Genomic DNA, 16643 nt, shown 5'->3' with positions numbered 1-16643 from the left:
CATTGAAACATTTACCAAATCAAAAGGAGTTCAAACATGAACAAGCAGAATCTTACCATCGCGGCACTGGCGGCTTTCCTGGTTCTTTCCATGACGGCAATGGCTTTCGCCGGTCCCGGCCAGGGTCGCGGCGCGAACCGTGGCTCCTGTTACCAGCAGAACGGCCCCTACAGCCAGCTGACCCCTGAAAAGCAGCAGGCTGTCCAGGCCATCTTCGAGAAGTACGACGCCAAGTTCGACGAACTGCGCACCCAGCTGTGGACCAAGCACTCCGTGCTGCAGGCCCTGATCAACGGCGGCAGCGCCGACGAGAAGAAGATTGCCGGCCTGACCTCGGACATCACCAAGCTGCGCGACCAGATGCGCGACAACCGTGACGCCATGCGCGCCGAGATCGAGAAGGAAACCGGCCTGGTCGGCTTCGGCCCCGGCTTTGCCCAAGGGCGCGGCTACGGTCGCCATATGGGCAACGGCTCCGGTCGCATGGGCGGCGGTTACGGCATGGGCGGCGGCTACGGCATGGGCAACGGCCCCGGCTACGGCCCCTGCGTGACCAACTAGCAGACATGAAATACATTTTCCGTTAACCCGGAAAACAGGATGCGTGCGGGGCGGCGAGCTGATGTGGCTTGTCGTCCCGCAACCGATATTATAATTCACGGCAGGCAGGTTCCGTATCAGGTCAAGGTCGAGAAGGGCGTAAGGCCCGCAAGCCCGTGAGGAGAAACCCATGTTGCGCAAAATTACGTCACTGACATCTTTTCTGACCTTCATCGTCTCGATCGTCACCAGCGTGGTCCTGTACGTCGTCCCCCACGGCCGGGTGGCCAACTGGGCGGACTGGACGTTCTGGGGCATGAGCAAGGATGACTGGGGAGCCACCCACACCACCGTGGGCACCCTGTTCTTCATCGCATTGCTGCTCCACCTCTGGCTCAACTGGAAGCCGCTCATGGCCTACATGAAGAACCGGGCGCGCGAGATGGTGGTCATGACCGTGCCCATGGTCATCAGCCTGGCCCTGACGGTCTACGTCTTTGCCGGGACGCTCATGGGACTGCCGCCCATGCGGCAGCTCCTCGACTACTCCACGCAGATCAAGGAGTCGGCCACCGAGGTCTACGGCAACCCGCCCTACGGGCACGCCGAAGACTCCAGCCTCAAGAAGTTCTGCGGCTATCTCGGCTTCGACCAGGCCGAGGCCATGGCCGCCCTGGAAAAGGCGGGGTATGTCCTGGAAAAGGGCGAGCAGTCCGTGATCAAGGACATCGCCCGCACCCGGAACGCCAGCCCGCAGCAGGTCTTCGACGACATCCGGAACGCGCTGGGCGGCGACCCGTTCTCCTCTCTGCCCGCCACCCCGCCCGAGGGGCTGGGCAAGCTCAAGCTCAGTGATCTCTGCGCCTCCTTCGGCCTGGACCTCAACGAGGCCATGGCCCGGCTCGAGGCAAAGTCGTTCGCGCCCGCGCCCGACCTGTCCATCAAGGACATCGCGGCCAAGGCGAACGCGGTGCCGCGCGACGTGTACGCCGCCCTCCGGGGAGAGTAGGTCCCAATGGAAGTCGCACGCCGAGACAGCAATGAGAAAGGCCCTCTGGTGGCCCTGGTTCTGGCGCTCATAGTTTTGGGGCTGGGCAGCCTGTATCTGACCTGGCAGTCCATTGCGCAGCAGCGCAAGATCGTCGAGGACCACATGATCATGACCGGCAACTCAATCCTGCGCGGCGTGGACAACAACATCTTTCGCATCGGCCGGAGCCTGCGCATGGGCGCGCAGTCCTCCCAGGTCTTCCGGGCCATGGCCGAGGAATTGTTCAAGGAACTGTCCAAGTCCGACGACATCGTGTTCATCACCCTGTTCGGTCCGGACGGCCAGCCCCTGGTGTCCTCGGCCAGCCGTGAGCAAACACCCATCTTCAAGCTGCCCGACTCGGTGAAGGTCGATCTGGAACCGGGCCGGGCCTGGCACGTCATGGCCGAGGTCCAGAAGAAGGGCGTGCTCGTCTCCGGCTTGCGCGCCCGGCAGGGAATCGCCGTCCTGAGCGGCCTCCCGGACGACGGGTCGGAATCCGAGCACCGCCAGAGGCGGGGGCGCGGCATGAATATGGGCGGCATGATGGGCCAGGACCAGGTCCCGGACGGGCCGCCGGTCTTCCTGGTGGTCGGCCTCAACGCCGAGAAGCATCTGGCCCAGTTCCGCAAGTACCGGCAGGCGGCCACCTACCAGACCGGGTACGTGTTCCTGGCCGCAGTGGTCTTGTGGTCCCTGGCGTTTGCCTATCTGAGGCGGCGCGAGGCCAGCCGCAAGCTGCTGCGCATGGAGCGGTTCCAGAACCAGCTTCTGGACAATATGCCCGACGGCCTGGTCACCCTGGCCGCCGACGGCGAGATCATGGCCGCCAACCACTCGGCCAAGAAGCTTTTCTCCCCGGCCGGAGCCGAGGAACCCCCGGAGATCATCGGTTCCAACTGGCGCGACCTCGACCTCGGCCACCCCGAGGGCGACGGCGACGCGTCCTCCCCCTACAAGTGGCAGCAGTACGACTACCAGGGGCGCAGGCTGGAGATTCTCACCCTGGCGCTCATGGCCCACGAGGAGGGGGGCGACCCGGAGGAGGGGCGGCAGCTGGTGCTCATCCGCGACCGCACCCGCATCCGTTCCCTGGAAGAGGACCTGAACGAGGCCAAGCGGCTGGCCGCCATCGGCTCCCTGGCTGCGGGCGTGGCCCACGAGGTGCGCAACCCGCTCTCGTCCCTGCGCGGTTTCGCCCAGCTGTTCGCCAACAAGCTCAAGGGCCAGGCTCCGCTGGATCAGTACGCCACGGCCATGGTCCAGGAGGCCGACCGCCTCAACCGCGTGGTCACGGACCTGCTCTATCTGGCCCGGCCGCGTCAGCTCGCCCCGGTGGCCATCGACCTCTCAGGCGTGGGCGATTCCCTGAAGCAGCTCATGCGGTTCGACTTCGAGAACAAGCAGACCGAACCGGTTTTCGAGTTCGGGGCCGAGCCCGTGTATGCGGACCAGGACGCGCTTCGGCAGGTGCTGCTCAATCTCATTTCCAATTCCCTGGACGCCATCGAAGGCTGCCCGGAGTGCGACAAGCCGGGCCACATCAGGCTGACCTCCGAGCCGGGAGACAACGGGGTCTGGATCACCGTGGCCGACGACGGGCCGGGCATGGACCCGGACCTGGGCGACGACGTGTTCAAGCCGTTCATTACCGGCAAGAAGACCGGCACCGGCCTGGGGCTGGCCATTGTCCAGAACATCATGCGCGCCCACAAGGGCCGGGTGGTCATCGAATCCGAGCCCGGCGAGGGCACGAAAATGAAATTGTTTTTCCCAGACGGTCCGGCAGGACCGGCGAATGATACTTTTGACAACGAAAAGGACGCAGCCGCCTCAGGGCGCAGTCACGAATAGACCACAACCCGTTCTTTAACCCGAACCGCGCGGATGCGCTTGCAAAAAGTTTGGGAAAAGGGAGGGATGGGGGTCCGGGGGAAGGGAGGGGAAAAACCCTTTTCAAAGGGTGTTCCCCTCCCTTCCCCCGGCCGCCGGAGGCAACCATGAACGAAGAACGCATCGCATTGATAGTCGACGACGAGCCCGGCCACAGGATGATGGTCCGGGCCGTGCTGGAAGATGACGGCTGGACCGTGCTCGAAGCCGATTCCGGCGAGCGCGCCCTGACCGTGCTGGCCGAGGAGGCCGAGTCGGGCACCTACCCGGACGTGGCCATGGTGGACATGAAAATGCCCGGCATGGACGGCATGCAGTTGCTCAAGGAGCTGCAGGTGCGCCGCCCGAGCATGCCCGTGATCCTGCTGACCGCCTTCGGGTCCGTGGGGTCCGCCGTGGACGCCATGAAGCGGGGCGCCTTCGACTATCTGACCAAGCCTGCGGACAACGACGAGGTCATCGCCGTGCTCGGCAAGGCCTTCGAGTATCACCGGTTGCTGGAGGAAAACGCGCGCCTCAGGGAGGCGGTGTCCGGCGAGGCGGATTTCATCGGGGCCAGCCCCGGAATCGAGCTGGTGCGCGACCTCATCGGCCAGGCCGGGCCCACCGAGGCCACCGTGCTCATTCTCGGGCCTTCGGGCACGGGCAAGGAGTTGGTCGCCGAAGGGCTGCACCGGGCGTCCAACCGGGCCGACCGGCCGCTGATCAAGGTCAACTGCGCGGCCCTGCCCGACGATCTTCTGGAATCCGAACTGTTCGGCTACGAGAAGGGCGCGTTCACCGGCGCGGTCAAGGACAAGCCGGGACGGTTCCAGTTGGCCGACGGCGGCACGCTCTTCCTGGACGAGATCGGCGAGATGCCCGCGCCCCTGCAGGCCAAGCTGCTGCGCGCCCTGCAGGAAAAGACCATCGAGCCCCTGGGCTCGGTCAGGACGATCTCCGTGGACACGCGCATCATCGCGGCCACCAACCGCAATCTGAAGAAGGAAGTGGCTGCCGGAAGGTTCCGCGAGGACCTGTACTACCGGCTGGCGGTCCTGGAAATCCGCATCCCGCCGCTCAACGAGCGCAAGGAGGACCTGCCGCTGCTGGTCAGCTTCCTGTTGCGGCGGCTGGGCAACAAGAACAACAAGATCATCCGCACGGTGACGCCCGCCTTCCTGGACGCCCTGTCCGGCTACGACTGGCCCGGCAACGTGCGCGAGCTGGAAAACGTGCTGGAACGCGCCCTGATCCTGTCCCGGGCCGACGCTTTGGGCACGGACCTGCTGCCGCCCCAGATCACCGGCGCGCGCGAGGCGGGGATTTCCATCGACGTCGATCCCGTGTTCCAGCAGCCCTCCGCCCCGGCCAACCTTGAGGAGGCCGAGAAGCTGGCCATCATCCAGGCCCTGGAGGAGAACGGCAACCACCGCGAACGCACGGCGGACGCGCTGGGCATCAGCCGCCGGACCCTTCAGTACAAGCTGAAGAAGTACGGGCTGACCAGGCGATAAGACGTCGGTCAGGACAACGCGAAGGCGCGGATTTCGTCGATCCGCTTGAGATAATCCGCCTGGTACAGCGGCCCGTTGGCCGTGAACTGCCGGGCGGTTTTTTCGTGGGCGTCGGCCCACAGGGCCATGGCCGGGTTGCGGAAGATGCGACCGTAGTTCCGGATCATGTGCAGGGTGTTGTGGCAGACCGGGGTCAGGTGGCCGGTGCGGGCCAGGAGCTCGGTGTAGTCGGTCTGCAGGTCGAGGTAGAACGCGCCCACGGCCTCGGCGCAGAGGTAGTTGCCGCCCGAGGCGAGCTTGTGCAACATGGTCTCCTGGTCCATGGGGCGGGGACGCCAGGCCCGGTTCCACTCCCGGGGTACGGTTTCGTTCCTGCCGTAGGAAATCTTCCCGGTCTTGAGAAAGCCCGCGATCTTGGCGGCCAGCCTCGGCCACATGGAACCGATGTGCTCCACGTCGCGGCTGGCGGAAAGTGCCGTGACCGCGTCGTCCGTCTCTTCCAGCTGAATCTTGAAGAAGGGGCAGTGGGCCTCGATGGAGGTCCCGGATTCCGCCCATATTCCCCCGAACACCCGGTCCATGTCGATGAGGTGGAGATTGTCCAGCGCCCGCTGCCAGCCCCGGAAGTGGGCCGGGGCCTCGCGGCAGAGCTGGTCCCAGCCCTCCAGGTAGGAGTGGGGCTGCGGCCCGAAGGCCGGGAAGTGGGACAGGCGCGAGACCACGATGATCGGCACGCCGGGGAAGTGGGCCCGGACCGCCGCCAGGAATTCGCCGTATCGCTTCAGATAGGTGGCCGGGTTGGGCCGGATCAGGCCGCATTCCCGTTGCGCCCACGCTTCCAGCTCAGGCTTGTCGGCCCATGCTGCGGGGTCCATGAAGAAGATGTACTGGTCCCGGTTGTGGATGATCAGCGGGGTGTTCTCGTGGAACAGGTTCAGGACGATGAGCGAGGGCGGCGCGTCCTCCGGGGTGATCATGCGGAACTGGTTGTCCAGGGTCCGGCCATGGACGTAGTCGTCGAGCCCCATGTCGCGGAACAGCCCGGCCAGCTCGTCCGGCACCGCGCCCGGGGAACTGGCGTAGGTCAGGGGCGAGGCCGGCACGCGGTGGACGGCGGGCAGCCCCAGGTCGGCCACGGACCGGGACAGGAAATCCATTTGACAGTTGCCCAGAAAGTACAGCATTTATATCCTTAACGAGTATCACCTTAGAATTCTTGAAACATCATTACCCGGCAACGCGTTCATGAGCAAGCTGATCATCGAAACCTTCATCCTCGGCCCGGACGAGACCAACTGCTACCTGCTGAGTGCGGACGGGGACGCAGTGGTCGTGGACGCGGGCATCGAGCCGGACCGTCTCCTCGACCGCATCGACGAGCTGGGGTTGAACCTCACGGGCGTGTATCTCACCCATTTCCATGTGGATCATATCGGCGGGGTCAAGGAACTCCTTAACCGCTTCGACGTGTCGGTGTACGCCAGCGGCGAGGACGAGTTCCTCAAGGACATCTCCCTGGAGGCCAAGGGCATCCGCGAGCTGGTCCCGTACATCGACTTCGGCTACGAGCGCATCGGGCCGGGCAGGCGCCGGGAGCTGGGCCAGCCCATGCTCGTCCTGGACACCCCCGGCCACACGCCGGGATCGCTGTCCTATTTCTTCCCGGCCGCGGGCTGCGTGTTCGTGGGCGACCTGATCTTCATGATCGCCGTGGGCAGGACCGACCTGCCCCAGGGCAGCGGCCCGGAGCTTCTCGCCTCCATCCGGTCGCGCATCCTGAGCCTGCCGGACGCCACCCGCATCTACTCCGGCCACGGACCCATGACCACGGTGGCCCACGAGAAGCAGTACAACCCCCATTTCCTGAAATGAGTTGTTGAACGGCTGTTTATCAAAAAAATCTTTTTCTTCCTCGCGATTTATTTTAGGCTGAAAGCCAGGCTCGCTTCCCCAACCCTGAGGACAAGACGCAATGGAAGAGAACAGCACGGAACCGGTCAAGGAAATTGCATCCGAAATAATTCAAGCGGCGAAAAAGCTGCTTTCCAGACGATTCAAATATATCGAAGAGCCGGACGACTCCATGAAGCGGCTGGCCCGTCTCGGGGTCGATCACGTGGCCAGGGACATGGCCGCGCATCCCGAGAGGTACAGGGAGGGGAAGTCCGCAGCCGACCTGCCCGAGGTGACTCCGCTGGACCCGCTGGACATCCTGCGCAAGGATCACCAGCTTCCGGCCCTGCCCCAAATATTCCTGGAACTGCAGCAGGCCATCGCGGGCAAATCGACCTCGGCGGACGACCTGGCCGCGATCATCAGCCAGGACCCCGGCATGACCGCCTTTCTCCTGCGCATGGTCAACTCCGCCTTCTACTCCCTGCCCATGCAGATCGACACCATCTCCCGGGCCGTGACCGTGGTCGGGGTCAACCAGCTTTCCACCCTGGCCGTGGGTACATCGGTCATGAGCCTGTTCAAGGACGTGCCCGCCGACGTCCTGGACATGGAGCTGTTCTGGAAGCATTCGGTGGGCTGCGGCCTGATCGCGCGGCGGCTGTGCCGCATCACGGGCCAGGGCGACCCGGAGCGGGCGTTCGTGGCCGGGCTGCTGCACGACATCGGCCAGCTCATCCTGCTCCAGACCGAGCCGGAGCGGGCCACGGCCGTGCACGCCCACGCCCGCAACAAGGACGTGCTCCTCGTTGCCGAGGAAAAGAAGCTGCTCGGCTTCGATCACGCCACCCTGGGCGGCATGCTGCTCAGGAAGTGGAATTTCCCCTTTGTCCTGGTGACCGCCGTGCTCGAACACCACCACCCCAAGCCCACGCAGAAGGACCCGGAGCCGCATCTGGTGCATTGCGCCGAGACCATCGCCACAGGCCTGGGCATCGGTTCCAGCGGCGAATACTTTGTCCAGCCTCCGGACCCTGCGGTCTGGGCGGCCATGGGCCTCACCCCGGACCGCATGGACGAGATGGTCCAGGACCTTGACGAGGAACTGGAAGAGGCGTTCCGCGTCCTGATCGACCAATAGCCGTATTTGACATCCCCGGCCCGAGGCCGTAATCCATCCGTCCGAACACCCTACACGGAGGCTTTCCCATGCGTGAAAAAGTTGAATCCGTTCTCGACAAGGTCCGGCCCATGCTTCAGGGCGACGGCGGCGACGTGGAACTGGTGGACATCACCGACAACGGTATTGTCCAGGTCCGCCTGACCGGTGCCTGCAAGGGCTGCCCCATGTCGCAGATGACGCTGAAAAACGGCATCGAGCGAATCGTTTTGAAGGAAATCCCCGAAGTGAAGGGCGTCGAGGCCGTATAGCGCGGCTTCCGATAGCGGGCCATCTTCGCAGTTGGAAAGGTTGCGGCTGTCCTCGCCGTATTGAGATACGGCTGTGGGAACCGCGAACCCTTCCGCCTACGAATCTGGCCCACTCTCGAAAGCCTGAGGGCGTCAACCGGCTGTTGATCGATTTTTCAAGGAGAATATACACATGACCAAGATCGTTTCCCGGTTCGCGCCCAGCCCGACCGGATACCTGCATATCGGCGGTGCCCGCACCGCGCTTTTTTCCTGGCTCCTGGCCCGTGCCGCAGGCGGCGAGTTCCGGCTGCGCATCGAGGACACGGACCGCGAGCGGTCCACCCAGGAGGCCACGGACGCCATCATCGACTCCATGAAGTGGCTCGGCCTTGAGCACGACGGCGAGATCGTGTTCCAGTCCGCCCGCGCCGACCGCCACAACGAGGTCATCGACCGGCTCATCGAGTCCGGCCATGCCTATTACTGCCGGTGTTCCAAGGAAGACGTGGACGCCATGCGCGAAAAGGCCATGAAGGAAGGCCGCAAGCCCAAGTACGACAGCACCTGCCGCGAAAAAGGGCTGACCGAAGGCGTGGTCCGGCTCAAGGCCCCGCAGGACGGCGCCACCGGATTCGACGACATGGTCAAGGGATTCATCTCCGTGGAGAACTCCGAGATGGACGACATGATCCTCCGCCGCACGGACGGCACGCCGACCTACAACCTGGCCGTGGTGGTGGACGACCACGACATGGGCGTGAACCACGTGCTTCGCGGCGACGACCACGTCAACAACACCCCGCGCCAGATCCTGATCTACAAGGCCCTGGGCTGGGACATCCCCCGGTTCGGCCACGTGCCCATGATCCTCGGCCCGGACAAGAAGAAGCTTTCCAAGCGCCACGGCGCGCTGTCGGTCATGGAATACGAGAAGATGGGCTACCTGCCCGAGGCCGTGACCAACTACCTGGCCCGGCTGGGCTGGTCCCACGGCGACCAGGAGCTGTTCACCATGGAGGAGATGGTCAAGCTCTTCTCCACGGACAACCTGGGCAACTCGCCGTCCGTGTTCGACCTGACCAAGTTCGAGTGGGTCAACGGCCAGTACATGCAGAAGGCCGACCCCGAGCGGTTGGCCGGGCTGCTCTGCGACTTCTTGGCCCGCGAGGTGGGCGAGGAAGAGGCCGGGGCCGTGTCAAAGGCCGATTTCGCCAGGATCGCGCCGCTCCTCCAGCCCCGGGCAAAGTCCATCCTCGACATGCTGGAGCAATCCCGTCCCTTCATCGTGGACGCCCCGTTCCTGCCCTATGACGAGGCAGCGGTGAAGAAGTTCCTCACCGACGAGACCAAGCCCCTGCTCGAAGACATCGCCGACCGCATCGAGGCGCTGGCCGAATTCACCGAGCAGTCCCTTGAGGACCTGCATCGCGGATTCCTCGAGGAAAAGGACATCAAGTTCAAGGTCATCGCCCAGCCCATCCGTGTGGCCATCGTCGGCAAGACCCAGTCTCCGGGCCTGTTCGAGACCATGATGGTGTTGGGCAAGGAACAAACCCTGGCCCGCATGAGAAGGGCCGTGGAACTCTAGGCATCAGGCATGATCAATGGAAAGCCCCCGTCGGATAAATCCGGCGGGGGCTTTCTCATGGGGAGAGGAGGTATTCTGTTCTCGAACTATTTTCTGAGTTCCTTTCGCATGGACTCGTATGTCTGGGCATCGATTTCGCCCATGGCGAACCGTTCGCGGAGGGTTGCCTCCGCAGAGTCCGGGCCTGCGGCGCTGGTCGGTTTGCGGAACATCCGCACCGTGAAGTAGACGATCAGTCCCAGGATGACCAGTTGCAGGATGCCGCCGAAATGGAAGGGCATCATCCAGCCGCTCCATCCTCCGCCGCCTCCGCCCTGCCAATACCCGGGGCCGTTGCACCAATTACTGAAACTTAAAAAATCCATAGCTGTCACCTTCCGTGTCGTTTGCGGAAGACTAAGCATACCCTGTGCCAAAACGAATATGTCGTGATTTCATGTTGTTGCAGGAAATCGGGCGGAGCGAGGATGTGCACCTGTGCAGTATGGTGCACAGTCCGGGCGTCAATTACTGCACATGGCTCCTCTCCGAAGACCATGACGAGCCAGGCAAAAGAACGCAAAAAAGCTGCCATCGTCATGTGACGATGGCAGCATAGCTTTACAAGCCGGAAAAGCTAAGCGGACTTAGGCTTCTTCTTTTTTGCGGGCAACGGGCTTGACCACGGCACCATTACGGATGCAGCGGGTGCAGGCCTTGATGCTGACGACCTGGCCGGATTCGAGCTGGTGGCGAACCTTCTGCAGGTTGGGCATGAAGCGGCGTTTGGTCTTGATGTGGGAGTGGCTGACGTTGTTGCCGCTCTGGGGGCCTTTTCCACAAATATCGCAAACCTGGGACATTGCGACCTCCTGATGTATTCAAATGAAATAGTTCAATTAAAATCTTTGCTCGTCGCCCGGAGTTGGTAGCTCCCCCAGGCAGCGGGAGTGATTCATTACCCAGCCTGCAGGCAAATGGCAAGGGTTTTTTTCTTGACAGATGATATTGTTCCACATAGGAAGCACCGGTTGCCCAGCCCTAACGGCTGGTTGACCAGAGCGCACCGTGTGCTGCGTTGCTGCGGAGAAGTCCGGTCCCCGCGTATGGTAGACATCGCTCCGGGCGGCCTTTTCCTTGCGCCGTGCACATGGCATACTCCGATCAACCGGACAGGCGGAGGATAGTATGTTTGAATTATGGTTACCGATCAGCGACATCGCCGCCGAGGGCAGGAGTTACACCTTTGACGACCAGGCGCTTTGGCGCGAGGCGTGGCGGGAGTTCAAGCTCGCCGTGCGTCCGGGACGCGACCTGGTGGCCGAATACACCATCCTTCCCCAGTCCGACAACGGCGCGCTGGTTCGCGGCACCCTCAAGGGGAGCGTGAACCTGGCCTGCGACCGGTGCGCGGGGTTGTTCGAGCAGGAGATCGACGTCGCCTTCGACACCTTTGAGCAGCTCCCGGACGGGGAGTACGACGAAGTGCCGAGGGTGCGCGAGGAAAACGGTCAGCTCCAGCTCGACCTGGGCGCGGTCCTCTGGGAGGAATTCGCCCTGACCCTGCCGTTCAAGCCGTTGTGCTCCGAGGAGTGCAAGGGCATCTGCCCCGGTTGCGGCAAGGACCTCAATACCGAGGCCTGCGTGTGTGAGCAGGAAGAGGGCGACGAAAGACTTGCGGTTTTCCGCAACTTGAAGATAAAGTAACGCCCCTTGCCCGGACGGACTACGGATTCGGGCGGGCGGACAAACGACATCATATTACTTAAGAGGTATACATCATGGCAGTCCCCAAGAAAAAGACTTCCAAGTCCCGCAAGGGCATGCGTCGCTCCCACGATCAGGTGGCGGCTCCCAACGTCGTCTACTGCGAATGCGGCGAACCCACTCTTCCTCATCGCGCCTGTTCCGTCTGCGGCACCTACAAGGGTCGTCAGGTAGTCAGCGGCGACGATGCCTAGCACCGGCGCAACATCGGCTCCGCGCATTGCCGTGGATGCAATGGGGGGCGATTTCGGTCCCCAGGTGGTCGTGCCCGCCGCAGTGGAAGCTGCGCGCGAGGGCATAGCCATTGCGTTGGTCGGCGACGAAGCGGTCGTCAATGCGGAATTGGCCGGATGCGATGCCGAAGGGCTGGACATCCGGGTCGTGCATGCCTCCCAGGTCGTGGAGATGGACGACAAGCCCGCCGACGCGCTCCGGCGCAAGAAGGACTCGTCCATCCAGGTGGCCTGCCGTCTGGTCAAGGACGGCGAGGCCCACGGCGTGGTTTCCGCAGGCAATTCCGGGGCCACCGTGGCCTGCGGCATGTTCGTGCTCGGCCGCATCAAGGGCGTTCAGCGTCCGGCGCTGGCGGGCATCCTGCCCACCGAGAAGAACCCGGTGGTGCTCATCGACGTGGGCGCCAACGTGGACTCCAAGCCCCAGCACCTTTTCCAGTTCGGGCTCATGGCCGACGTGTTCGCGCGCGACGTCCTGGGTCTGGACAAACCGTCGGTCGGCATCCTGTCCATCGGCGAGGAGGAGGGCAAGGGCAACGCTGCCGTGCGCGAGGCTTTCGACCTGCTCAAGAAGTCCCAGTTGCGGTTCATCGGCAACGTCGAGGGCCGCGACATCTTCACCGGCGAGGTGGATATCGTGGTCTGCGACGGCTTTGTGGGCAACGTGGCCCTGAAGCTCTCCGAAGGACTGGCCACTTCCCTCGGCCGCATCCTCAAGGACGAGCTGAAGTCGAGCTGGCTGTCCAAGCTCGGCACGCTGTTGTCCATGAGGGCGTTCAAGCGGTTCAGGAAAGTGACCGACTATGCCGAATACGGCGGCGCGCCGTTGCTGGGTCTCAAGGACATCGTCCTCGTCGCCCACGGCAAGTCCAATCAGCTGGCCATGGTCAACTGCATCCGCATGGCCGCCACCTCGGTGCGCAACCGGGCGCACGAGCATCTGGTGGAGAAGCTGGCCGACCATCAGGGACTGAACGGCAAGTCGGAGAAGAGCGCCGCCTAGACCGGTCAGCCCGCAGGCCAATCCTTGTGCAAGTCCTTGCCCGGCTTGACCGTACGAGTGCATTGGCATACACACCCCTCCATGATCAATTTCATCATTCGCGGTTTTGGCAGGTATGCTCCTGAAAAGGTGCTGACCAACACCGATCTCGAAAAAATCGTCGATACGTCCGATGAGTGGATCACCACCCGGACGGGTATCAAGGAACGGCACGTCGTGGCCGACGACCAGGCCGCCTCGGACATGGCCTTCGAGTCCGCAAAGATGGCCCTGGCCGACGCGGGCATGGATGCGTCCGAACTGACGCATATCGTGTGCGGCACCTTTACCCCGGATTCGATGATCCCGTCCTGTGCCTGCATCGTTCAGGAAAAGCTCGGCATCTCCGGCCAGGCGTGCGTGGACGTTCAGGCCGCCTGTTCCGGCTTTCTCTACGCCCTCCAGACAGCGCGCGGCTACCTCATGCTGGAGCCTGACGCGAAGATTCTGGTCGTCACGTCCGAGGTCATTTCCCGGCGCGTCAACTGGGAGGACCGGACCACCTGCGTGCTGTTCGGCGACGCCTCCGGCGCAGTGATCCTGACCTCGGGCACCGAAGAAGAGAGCCCGCGCGTGCTGGACTCCATGCTGGCCGCCGACGGCAAGCTGGGCAACCTGCTCACCGTGCACGGCGGCGGTTCGGCCTATACCTACAAGCTGGGCGAGCCCGTGGGCGAGGAGTTCTTCGTCCAGATGGCGGGGCGCGACGTGTTCAAGCACGCCGTGCGGTCCATGTCCTCCATCTGCAACGATCTGCTTGAGCGCAACGGACTGACCACCACCGACGTGGACGTGCTCCTGCCCCATCAGGCCAATTACCGCATCATCGACGCCGTGGGCCGCAAGCTCGAGATCCCGGAAGAAAAGGTCTTCTGCAACATCCATAAATACGGAAACACGTCCGCCGCTTCGGTCCCCCTGGCCTTGTCCGAGGCTGTGGAGTCCGGGTTCATCAAGGACGGCGACCTGGTCCTGCTCACCACCTTCGGCGGGGGCTTCACCTGGGGCGCGACGCTGGTTCAATTCTGATATTAAAACAGGTGTTTCGTTGCTTTTTATCGTTAATTGATGAATACGCTACAATCCTGTTACGAAGCCCCGATAATTTGCAGTCCGGCACCAATTGGTATATGGGGTGCTGATCAAAGAGAGAATCACGAGGTTACTCAATGAGCGATCTTCCCAAAGTCGCCCTGGTCACGGGCGGGTCCCGCGGCATCGGCCGCACCGTGGCCGAACGGCTGGCCGCCGACGGGTTCGAGGTTTATTTCACCTATGTCAGTCGCCCCGAAGCAGCCGAAGCAGTGGCTGCATCCATCAGGGAGGCGGGCGGCAAGGCCCGGGCCTTCCAGCTCGATTCCGGCGACCGCGACGCGGTGGCAGCCTTTTTCAAGGATGAAATCAAGGGCAAGGTGTCCCTTGAGGTGCTCGTCAACAATGCGGGCGTCACCCGCGACGGGCTGATGATGCGCATGAAGGACGAGGACTGGGATACGGTCCTCCGCATCAACCTGACCGGTTGCTTCGTCTTCCTCAAGGAAGCGTCCAAGATCATGGGCAAGCAGCGCGCGGGCCGCATCGTCAATATCACTTCCGTGGTCGGCCAGATGGGCAACGCGGGCCAGGCAAATTATGCCTCCGCCAAGGCGGGGCTGATCGGCCTGACCAAGTCCGCCGCCCGTGAGCTGGCCTCGCGCGGGATCACGGTCAACGCCGTGGCTCCCGGTTTCATAGAGACCGACATGACCGCTGCCCTGCCCGAAAAGGTGGTGGAGGCCATGTTGGAGCAGATTCCGTTAAAATCCCTCGGAAAGTCCGAGGACATCGCAGCCGCCGTCTCCTTCCTGGCGGGTCCCGGAGCCGGGTACATCACTGGCCAGGTACTCGGGGTCAACGGCGGCATGTACATGTAACGTAAGAAAAACATTGGTATTGGAGGAAATTATGTCCGACGTAGCAGCAAAAGTGAAAGAGATCATTGTCGACCAGCTGGGCGTGTCCGAAGACGAAGTCGTCGAAACCGCCGCCTTCGTTGAAGACCTGGGTGCCGATTCCCTGGACCTGACCGAACTGATCATGGCCATGGAAGAGGAATTCGACCTGGAGATCGATGACGAGCAGGCCCAGAAGATCCTCAAGGTCGGCGACGCCATCTCCCACATCGAGAAGGCTCTCTAGATCGACTGCTTTAAAGAAGTTGCGTATTGTGAGCGTCTTACGCACCCATAAGGTGTAAGACGCTCCTTTTTCATTACACCAAGACACGGCAGGTAGCATGAATAGAGTAGTCGTTACCAGCGTCGCGGCCATCACACCGCTCGGCAACGACGTGGACACCAGCTGGCAGAATCTCCTGGAGGGCAAATCGGGCATCGGGACGATCACCAGGATCGACACCGCCGATCTGGCCACCACGATCGCCGGCGAAGTCAAGGACTTCGATCCCACGGAGTTTATCGGAAAGAAGGAAGCGCGGCGCATGGAGACGTTCACCCAGTACGCGGTGGCCAGCTGCAGGATGCTTCTGGATCGGGCTGGTTGGACCGTGCCCGAATCCGAAAGGGACCGGGTCGGCACCGTCATCGGCGTGGGCCTTGGCGGGCTGCAGTCCATCGAGACCACGCACAGCAAGATGCTGGAGCGTGGGCCGGGCAAGATATCGCCGTTCTTCATCCCCATACTCATCGCCAACATGGCTGCGGGCCAGGTGTCCATAGCCGCCGGCGCCATGGGGCCCAACATCTGTACCACTACGGCCTGCGCCTCCGGCACCCATGGTGTGGGCGCAGCCTACACCGACATCGCCATGGGCCGGGCCGACGCCATGATCTGCGGCGGTGCGGAGTCCACCATCACCCGTCTCGGCATTGCCGGGTTCAACGCCATGAAGGCCTTGAGCGTGCGCAACGACGAGCCGGAGCTGGCCTCCCGCCCGTTCGACGCGGACCGCACCGGGTTCATCATGGGCGAGGGCTGCGGCCTGCTGCTCCTGGAATCCCTGGAGCACGCCAAGGCGCGCGGCGCGGAAATCCTGGCCGAGGTGGTCGGGTTCGGCGCGTCCGGCGATGCCTACCACATGACCGCTCCGCCCGAGGACGGCTCCGGCATGGCCTACGCCATGGGGGGCGCCCTGCGCGAAGCCAGGGTGGACCCGTCCAAGATCGACCACATCAACGCCCACGGCACGTCCACCTACCTGAACGACCTGTGCGAGACGCGGGCCATCAAGAAGGTGTTCGGCGACCACGCCTACAACATCAACATCTGCGCCAACAAGTCCCAGGTCGGGCACCTGCTCGGCGCGGCCGGCGGCGTGGAAGCGGTGTTCGCGGTCAAGACCATTGCCGAGGGCGTCATCCCCGGCACCATCAACCAGACAAATCCGGACCCCGAATGCGATCTGGACGTCTGCGCCGACGGCCCGCGCGAGAAGCAGGTCGAGTACGCGCTGTCCAACTCGTTCGGATTCGGCGGGACCAACGCCTGCGTGCTGTTCAAGCGGTTCACGGGCTAGCTGAACGATACCAAAGGGGGGCCTCGCGGCCTCCCTTTTTTAATTGTGCTCATGACGCCTTAATCCTTGCGGGTTGCGCTCGAACGCTCTACAAGCAAGGCCTGAATGGGAATAATCGGACGGGTTGAACGACCTCTCCGTGACGATATAAGGACGGATCTCCAGCCCACGGGTTGCGGCGGGAGCGCCGGGCCGGGACGGTGAAAAAGCCGGACCGGTGCCGATGACGCCATGACCGCCACGCCGCCCGATTGG

At 63.1% G+C, this 16643-nt stretch carries 18 protein-coding genes; 15 read left to right on the top strand and 3 right to left on the bottom strand.

Annotated features, from left to right (window positions below):
• Positions 1-36: 36 nt before the first annotated feature.
• The 4 genes from OO730_RS06570 to OO730_RS06555 all read left to right on the top strand — a co-directional run bounded on the left by OO730_RS06570 (position 37) and on the right by OO730_RS06555 (position 4959).
• On the top strand, positions 37-561 hold the full coding sequence (locus tag OO730_RS06570) for a Spy/CpxP family protein refolding chaperone (protein WP_264983787.1): 525 nt from the start codon (positions 37-39) through the stop codon (positions 559-561).
• Positions 562-730: 169 nt separating this feature from the next.
• Complete coding sequence (locus OO730_RS06565; RefSeq protein WP_264983786.1) at positions 731-1549, top strand: DUF4405 domain-containing protein; 819 nt, start codon at positions 731-733, stop codon at positions 1547-1549.
• Positions 1550-1555: 6 nt separating this feature from the next.
• A complete protein-coding gene (locus tag OO730_RS06560; RefSeq protein WP_264983785.1) occupies positions 1556-3424 on the top strand; it encodes a two-component system sensor histidine kinase NtrB in 1869 nt (622 codons plus the stop codon).
• 146 nt (positions 3425-3570) lie between these two features.
• On the top strand, positions 3571-4959 hold the full coding sequence (locus OO730_RS06555; protein ID WP_264983784.1) for a sigma-54-dependent transcriptional regulator: 1389 nt from the start codon (positions 3571-3573) through the stop codon (positions 4957-4959).
• Positions 4960-4967: 8 nt separating this feature from the next.
• Here OO730_RS06555 and OO730_RS06550 read toward each other — a convergent pair whose 3' ends face one another.
• Positions 4968-6143: an SGNH/GDSL hydrolase family protein gene (locus OO730_RS06550; protein ID WP_264983783.1), complete on the bottom strand. Its 1176-nt coding sequence runs from the start codon at positions 6141-6143 to the stop codon at positions 4968-4970.
• 61 nt (positions 6144-6204) lie between these two features.
• Between OO730_RS06550 and OO730_RS06545 the strand changes: the two genes are divergently transcribed.
• The 4 genes from OO730_RS06545 to gltX all read left to right on the top strand — a co-directional run bounded on the left by OO730_RS06545 (position 6205) and on the right by gltX (position 9853).
• Positions 6205-6831 carry an MBL fold metallo-hydrolase gene (locus OO730_RS06545; RefSeq protein ID WP_264983782.1) on the top strand — a complete coding sequence of 209 codons (627 nt, stop codon included), beginning with the start codon at positions 6205-6207 and terminating at the stop codon, positions 6829-6831.
• A gap of 100 nt (positions 6832-6931) precedes the next feature.
• Complete coding sequence (locus OO730_RS06540; RefSeq protein WP_264983781.1) at positions 6932-7993, top strand: HDOD domain-containing protein; 1062 nt, start codon at positions 6932-6934, stop codon at positions 7991-7993.
• Between the two features lie 68 nt (positions 7994-8061).
• Positions 8062-8283 (top strand): NifU family protein, encoded by a 222-nt coding sequence (locus tag OO730_RS06535; protein ID WP_264983780.1) that lies wholly within the window; start codon positions 8062-8064, stop codon positions 8281-8283.
• 172 nt (positions 8284-8455) lie between these two features.
• Entirely contained in the window at positions 8456-9853 is a 1398-nt protein-coding gene (gene gltX / locus OO730_RS06530; RefSeq protein ID WP_264983779.1) for a glutamate--tRNA ligase, read from the top strand.
• A gap of 86 nt (positions 9854-9939) precedes the next feature.
• On the opposite strand, the gene OO730_RS06525 is transcribed toward gltX, so the two are convergent.
• Together OO730_RS06525 and rpmB are read right to left on the bottom strand one after the other, a co-directional pair.
• Positions 9940-10137: an SHOCT domain-containing protein gene (locus tag OO730_RS06525; RefSeq protein ID WP_264983778.1), complete on the bottom strand. Its 198-nt coding sequence runs from the start codon at positions 10135-10137 to the stop codon at positions 9940-9942.
• Positions 10138-10479: 342 nt separating this feature from the next.
• Positions 10480-10695, bottom strand: a complete 216-nt coding sequence (gene rpmB, locus OO730_RS06520) for a 50S ribosomal protein L28 (protein ID WP_264983777.1) — start codon at positions 10693-10695, stop codon at positions 10480-10482.
• Between the two features lie 325 nt (positions 10696-11020).
• Here rpmB and OO730_RS06515 point away from each other — a divergent pair, with 325 nt between their 5' ends.
• The 7 genes from OO730_RS06515 to fabF all read left to right on the top strand — a co-directional run bounded on the left by OO730_RS06515 (position 11021) and on the right by fabF (position 16388).
• The gene (locus OO730_RS06515; RefSeq protein WP_264983776.1) at positions 11021-11539 is read left to right on the top strand and encodes a YceD family protein; all 519 of its coding nucleotides are present in this window, start codon (positions 11021-11023) and stop codon (positions 11537-11539) included.
• A gap of 74 nt (positions 11540-11613) precedes the next feature.
• Positions 11614-11793 carry a 50S ribosomal protein L32 gene (gene rpmF, locus OO730_RS06510; RefSeq protein WP_264983775.1) on the top strand — a complete coding sequence of 60 codons (180 nt, stop codon included), beginning with the start codon at positions 11614-11616 and terminating at the stop codon, positions 11791-11793.
• Positions 11786-12835, top strand: coding sequence for a phosphate acyltransferase PlsX (gene plsX / locus OO730_RS06505; protein WP_264983774.1), 1050 nt, complete (start codon positions 11786-11788; stop codon positions 12833-12835). Before rpmF ends, plsX begins: the two co-directional genes overlap by 8 nt.
• A gap of 81 nt (positions 12836-12916) precedes the next feature.
• Positions 12917-13903 carry a beta-ketoacyl-ACP synthase III gene (locus OO730_RS06500; protein ID WP_264983773.1) on the top strand — a complete coding sequence of 329 codons (987 nt, stop codon included), beginning with the start codon at positions 12917-12919 and terminating at the stop codon, positions 13901-13903.
• Positions 13904-14043: 140 nt separating this feature from the next.
• Positions 14044-14787 (top strand): 3-oxoacyl-[acyl-carrier-protein] reductase, encoded by a 744-nt coding sequence (fabG, locus tag OO730_RS06495; RefSeq protein WP_264983772.1) that lies wholly within the window; start codon positions 14044-14046, stop codon positions 14785-14787.
• Positions 14788-14818: 31 nt separating this feature from the next.
• Complete coding sequence (locus OO730_RS06490) at positions 14819-15052, top strand: acyl carrier protein (RefSeq protein ID WP_264983771.1); 234 nt, start codon at positions 14819-14821, stop codon at positions 15050-15052.
• Between the two features lie 97 nt (positions 15053-15149).
• On the top strand, positions 15150-16388 hold the full coding sequence (gene fabF, locus OO730_RS06485) for a beta-ketoacyl-ACP synthase II (protein ID WP_264983770.1): 1239 nt from the start codon (positions 15150-15152) through the stop codon (positions 16386-16388).
• Positions 16389-16643: the final 255 nt, after the last annotated feature.

The organism is Pseudodesulfovibrio portus, assembly GCF_026000375.1.
Classification (GTDB): Bacteria; Desulfobacterota; Desulfovibrionia; order Desulfovibrionales; family Desulfovibrionaceae; genus Pseudodesulfovibrio; species Pseudodesulfovibrio portus.
The sequence above is the reverse complement of the archived record's forward strand: the minus strand, read 5'-3'. Positions and strand labels throughout refer to the sequence as shown.